3 protein-coding genes are annotated in these 6,000 nt (G+C 34.0%); all 3 read right to left on the reverse strand.

Translation table 11 applies throughout. From position 1 onward, the window contains the following. Window positions 1-116 precede the first annotated feature (116 nt). The 3 genes from A8143_RS09920 to A8143_RS09930 all read right to left on the reverse strand — a co-directional run bounded on the left by A8143_RS09920 (window position 117) and on the right by A8143_RS09930 (window position 5,795). Window positions 117-929 (reverse strand): hypothetical protein, encoded by an 813-nt coding sequence (locus tag A8143_RS09920; RefSeq protein WP_139134323.1) that lies wholly within the window; start codon window positions 927-929, stop codon window positions 117-119. An 80-nt stretch (window positions 930-1,009) separates the two neighbouring features. Further along, the gene (locus tag A8143_RS09925; RefSeq protein WP_070138032.1) at window positions 1,010-2,704 is read right to left on the reverse strand and encodes a TonB-dependent receptor; all 1,695 of its coding nucleotides are present in this window, start codon (window positions 2,702-2,704) and stop codon (window positions 1,010-1,012) included. Further along, window positions 2,694-5,795: a tetratricopeptide repeat protein gene (locus A8143_RS09930; RefSeq protein ID WP_070138033.1), complete on the reverse strand. Its 3,102-nt coding sequence runs from the start codon at window positions 5,793-5,795 to the stop codon at window positions 2,694-2,696. The genes A8143_RS09925 and A8143_RS09930 overlap by 11 nt, the downstream gene beginning before the upstream one ends. Between the last annotated feature and the right edge of the window lie 205 nt (window positions 5,796-6,000).

Genomic DNA, 6,000 nt, shown 5'->3' on the forward strand with positions numbered 1-6,000 from the left:
GTATAACGGGAACAAATATAATTAAACTAAAGGAAAGCCATTAAGGATTGTCAACTAAGCTCACTGAGAATTATTATTTGCGATGGCCGAACTAAAAACCGTTTGTTTAAAGGGACTTATTTTTTTGAATTTATTTTCTGATATTGACCGATTAAAAGCGTACTCTCTAACAAAAAATAAACCTTACGATTTGAAAAGTAAAAGGCTTTTACGCCTGGGGGAATATCATAGGTAAATTCAGCCATTAGAAAAGCATCATTTTTAACGGCTTCAATCTTATTTCCCGTTTGCAATAACAAATAATCATTCAACACTCCGATAGCCGTTGCTTTAGTTGGGTAAATTTTTATAAAAGTTCCAAAAATATCAAAAATAGCAACACCTTTATTCGGAATCAGGATGTACAAAAAATCATTGTATTCAACCATTTGTGAAGGCAATTCATCATGATCAAACAGTGCTACAAGGTTTTCAATTTGTGTAATAAACTGAAGATCTTTGTTGAGTTTTATCAACCGCATCATACCACCGTCTAACACCCAAAAATTATTTCCCGCAAAGGACTCACAAACCAAAATTGGTTGCTGTATATCTTGATCCACTAAATTAATTTCACCATGCAAATCGGTCAAAGTGTTGTCAAAAAAGTGTAGCACGGATCGTTCTTGATCGAACAACAAGGTTCTAAACGACTTAGAACTCTCCATAGACGTTGGCCGAAAAGATTTGAGTGAGGCTGTAAAAACGGTATCATTTTGATCATAATAAAGTTCCACAACATCCTCCTGACACAAATATACGCGTCCAAAATTATCAACAGAAAAGCTTGAATATTCCCCAGAAATAGAATCTTCTACAACGAACACCCTATTTTGGGCAAAAGCAGAAATACTAATTACAGAAAGGAATAAACAAAAAACTAATTTCATGCTTTGAAGATAACACATTTTGTGCCTGTTTGCACTAACGTACAAAATTCAAATCTATTTCAGTATGACCTAACTATTGTCTAGAAAGCAAATGTTACGCCACCTAAAACTTGAAAACCTTGAACTCTATACCTGTTCCATCGGTAATATTTTTGAGCTGCTAGGTTATTAAATTGGATGAATCCTGAAATTCGATTATTATAGCGATACTCTGCAGAAAGATTGGCATCAGCAACAAAACCTAGATCAAAATCTTCATCATCATCATTCGTTGTAAAAAGACCTTCTGGTGATTTTCTTCCACCCAAGAGGGTTAAATCTGCCTTGACATAAATTTTATCAAACAAATTATAAGCTCCCCTTAACTTCATATCTAATGCCGGCATGTTCCAAGCATATAGTTCATCTGTGGCGGTGTAACGATTATAAGCCACAATAGCATCTATTTTCAATTTTTCTGCTGCTTGATATGAAATGCTCCCATCAATACCTAAGGCATTAACTCGATCATATACTATGTTAAACTCGTACAGGTTAGACCAAATTGTATCGTTGACAAAAAGCGCCATATCCGAGAAATTAGTGGAATGGACAGCTATATTAAAAGACAATTTTTTAGATAATGTACCTTTAATCCCAGCATAAAACTTAAATTCCTTAGTGTTCTTCAAATTCTGTTCCGACGCAATAAATTCATTTATTCTGTTCAGCGATTTAAATGTATTTTGCTGAACACCTCCACCTATTCCTGCATAAGGAATGAACATATTATTAAATAAACTATACTTACCTTCAACAACAGGAATAATTTTAAAAACTTCATCGCTACCAAAATCAAAATTTATATCGGCACCATATACCACTTTCCATTTATCACCATAAGAAGAAATAACAGGTTTTAATTGTACGATCGTATTATTATCATTATGCCAAAAACCAACTGGTAGATTAGGGTTTTCATCGCCAAATTTATATTTATTATATTTAATATTAAACGCGGCGTTATAGACATTTTGCTTTAACTTATACTCTAATTCTGTTCCTATATTAAAACTTGTATTCTTGGCATTTCGATTTTCATCTTTCGGGTCAAATTCGTGAAAATAATCGTAACCGGTTTTAACCGTATAAAGTAATTTTGCACTGTCTTTTCGCTCGTAGTTCGAAAACTTAAAGTTTCCACCTATGCTTTGCACTCTGTTCTTTAGAGAATCGTTTGAGATTAAATCAAGCGTATCCAATATTCCATAATAATGATAACCATGATTCAAGTAATTGATATCACTTTCAAATTTATGTCGGGTTGTAAAGAATTCGCCGAACAAATGCGCTTTGCTTTGATCAAATCCACTTGGCGCATAATCTTTGATGTTTCCAAATGATGAATTGTGTTTAACATGAACCCCCATACTTGATCTTCTATTCCGAACAGAATTATAGTAGAATTCACCCAAAGGACTCGCATAATTGCCGATACCCAACTTGACATAACCCGGATATAACTTATCCAGCTTTTTGACAATTCTAATCTTAGACGCCTCGATTTCATCCAAAGAAATTTCCGTATGCATGTTCCTTGACAGCAAAGGGTATGAAATATCTGGTATTGGAATAACGGTGTCTATAATAGCCGGTTTATCAGCTATTTTATAAGACGGTGAAATTGGTCGATTAGCTTGAGAAATAATTTCGTATTTATCACCTTGCGCGAAACTACTTGCACCTATCAAAAAGGAAAAAGCTGCTATTGTTGATTGTAGAATTTTATTCTTCATTACCACCTCCTATTTCAATTGTATCATCGATTTGCGGACCAAGATCCTTTTCTTTATTCAAATGATTTTGGATTACTTCCATCACCTCATTTGCTTCATCAAGAACACCATCATCGGTAACCTTATAACCTTTTAACACACTGTTAATTGTAAATTCAGCTTGCACAAAATCATCAATTCCAATCGAATTTTTTGCTTGAATAATTAACCCTTTTGCCATCCAGTATTGATAACCCGCATAGTTTTTCATTAATATTCTTACAGCATCTTCGGATTTTTTATATTCTTCTTGTAAATGATAGATTAGCAAGATATGGTATTGCGCTTCTGCTGCTAGCACACTTGAAGTTTTTTCAGTTACAGCTTGAAAAACAGAAAGGGCTTCTTCAAAATCATTCGATTGGAAGGCTGCTTTTCCTAACACATATTCCGCTTCAATTTTTACGTTCTCAAGTGCTAACGGATCAATCAAAACACGACTTGCATAAATTTTCGCTACGCCAAATTCTTCTTCAAATGCGTAGCATCGCATCATCCCAATTTCAGCTTTAAGTTTATTTTCAGGATATGATGCAGTATTTTCAAGTATAGCATAATATTCCAAGGCATTGCTATAGTTACCGGTATCATATTCGTATTTTGAAACAGTTGCAGCAGCTCTTTCCGAATAGAAATTGGTTGGCTTTTTAAGTAGTTTTTTAAAGATTTCTATACTCTTATCTTTTTCTTCAATTTGTTGGTAAGAATCAGCCAAATAAAACAGAGCATCCAGTTCTTGCAATGGTTTTTCAAATTGATCAATATACTTTTGAAAGGACGATGCGGCATTAGCGTAAAGCGAATCTTCATATGCTCTGTACGCCGAATTGAACATTAGAGTGTCTTTAGCTTCTTGATTAATATCTTGACCTAAACGCGTTAATAAATCGATATATTTATCAGGTTGGTTTAGGTTGGTATAGATATCCTGTAACCGTTCTAAGGCCTCTTTTTCTTTCTCAGAATCGCTGTATTCATTGATGATTTTTAAAAACTGTTTCTCAGCAAGCGAATAGTCAGCTGCTATAAAGTGTAACATCCCTATTTGAAAAATGGCGTCAACTACTTTGGGGTGACTAGGATGATCAAGTAATAATTGATTATAATATTTTAAGGCTTTCGCTTTATGCGATGGATCATCTTCATCTAACATTAAACGATAAGACTCTCCCACTTCATATAAAGCTGGTACAGCTAAAATAGACTTGGAATGATTATTCACAATATCCAACATATATGAAGCCTTTTCTTTGTAGTTCTTTTTAAATCCAAAAGACAATCCTATTTGATATTTAGCATAATCAATTTGACCTCCACCAGAAGCAATAGCTTTTTGGTAAAACAATATAGCATTATCATCGTCAGGTTTTACGTTTTCATCTTCTTTATTAACGAAATAACAATCCCCTATTCTTAAATATGCATCGGTCAATTTGGCCTTGTGGTTTTCACTTGGATCCTGCGTGAAAATGCGGAATGATTGAATAGCACTTTCATAATCCTTTTGCTTAAAATAGCAATACGCGATATTATAATAGGCATCATTATGATTCTCTAAACCATACCCCCCAGGTTCATCTATAAACTTACGGTAATCTACAATGGCAGCATTGTAATCTGCAATTCGATAATTTGCTTCACCTTGCCAATATAAACTCATTGCGTTTAATTTTGGATCTATCGGAAACCTCTTCACCAATTTAAAGGCTTCAATCGCATCCTTCATTTCACCGTTTTCAAACAACTCAACTCCATAATTGTAGGCCATAATTTGATAGGCGTTTTTCATTTTAAAGTCTTTGTCTTCAATTCTGTCAATAGATGCAATTGCCGATTTATAATTCTTCATTGTGGTGTAAACATTAACAAGATATTGATATACGTCTTGTTTTCGAGGAGATTTTGGATAACGCTCCAAGTATAGATTCAGCGCCTCAACGGCCTCATCAAAAGGGTTATAGTCCAACTTATAAGATAATACTGCATAATTGTACAATGCATCCTCTTCAACATCAGCATCAAACGGCAAAACAGATGCAGCTTCAAAGGCGTTTCGAGCATATAAATAAGAATCACTTTGTAAATAACATTCCCCAATATGGTATAACGCAATTTGGCCTAATTCATCTTTCGTTTTTGAAACTTTATCAAATACAGGAATTGCCTTTTCATAATTCCCACTTTTATAATAAGCATACCCAAGTTGATAATCTTCATCTCGCGTGGTTGCACTCTTGGCATTATACTCTTCCAAAAACGGAACTGCTTCATCATATTTTCCAACACGATAAAAAGCATCACCAATTAATTGGGACATCCCAATTTGATTTTTAGTATTGGTAGAATCGATAACCCCGGGGGCATATTCCAATAACATATCATATTTACCCTGCAAGTAATAAATTTGAGCGATGTAATATGGCACAGCCTCTTTAAAGCTAGGGTCTGATTTCAATCGGGTAAATCCTTCTAATGCTGTTTGATAACTCTTCTCGGTATAGGCGATATGGGAATAATAATAAAGTGCTGGTGATTGATATTGACTTTCAACATTGATTATCTCATAAAAAGCATCTCTAGCCGGTTTCAATTCATCTTCTCGAAAGTGAGCGTACCCTAATTTAAAATAATATTCTTGCTTATCTTCCTCTTCCAAATCGTAAATATCAATCTGCTTTAACCAGTCAATGGTTTTATCATATTTCTTTTTTTGATAATAATATCGCCCTAATTCAAGGTATACCGATTGCTTATATATACTCTCAGGATACTCTTTTAAAAAATTCAACAACAAACGCTCAGCATCTGCATGATAAAGCCTCAATGCACTTAAAGCCGCGTAATATTTTGCCTTTACATAGAATGGATTGTTAATCTCTCCCAAATCTGCAGCAAATTGATTGAATTCCTCTTGTGCAGCACTGTATTTTTCCTTCTCAAACAATTCTGCCGCCTTATAGAACTGTGCATACTCGGATACATAACGCTCTGTTGATTGCGAAAAACCATAAATATTTAGGAACAATAATAAAATAAGACCTGCCTTGCGCATAAAATCACTATCAATTTAATCGTTAGAAAATGATTCTAACTTTATTAATCTTGTAAAATTAAGGTGTAAGGAGAGGTGTTTTTAAATTAGATATTAAAGTTATAAACGAATTTGTGTTAAAATTATTGCACGGCCTAAATTTTCAACTGACATTAAATATCAATAATGAAGTGCGGTTCTTACTTCCCTATAACTTCTACATTCT

It is taken from the genome of Crocinitomix algicola (assembly GCF_001661595.2).
GTDB lineage: Bacteria > Bacteroidota > Bacteroidia > Flavobacteriales_D > Crocinitomicaceae > Crocinitomix > Crocinitomix algicola.

Excerpts from the sequence above, each read along its gene's own strand:
- A8143_RS09930 (WP_070138033.1), bottom strand. The coding sequence starts at position 5,795 with ATGCGCAAGGCAGGTCTTATTTTATTATTGTTCCTAAATATTTATGGT.
- A8143_RS09920 (WP_139134323.1), bottom strand. The coding sequence starts at position 929 with ATGAAATTAGTTTTTTGTTTATTCCTTTCTGTAATTAGTATTTCTGCT.
- A8143_RS09925 (WP_070138032.1), bottom strand. The coding sequence starts at position 2,704 with ATGAAGAATAAAATTCTACAATCAACAATAGCAGCTTTTTCCTTTTTG.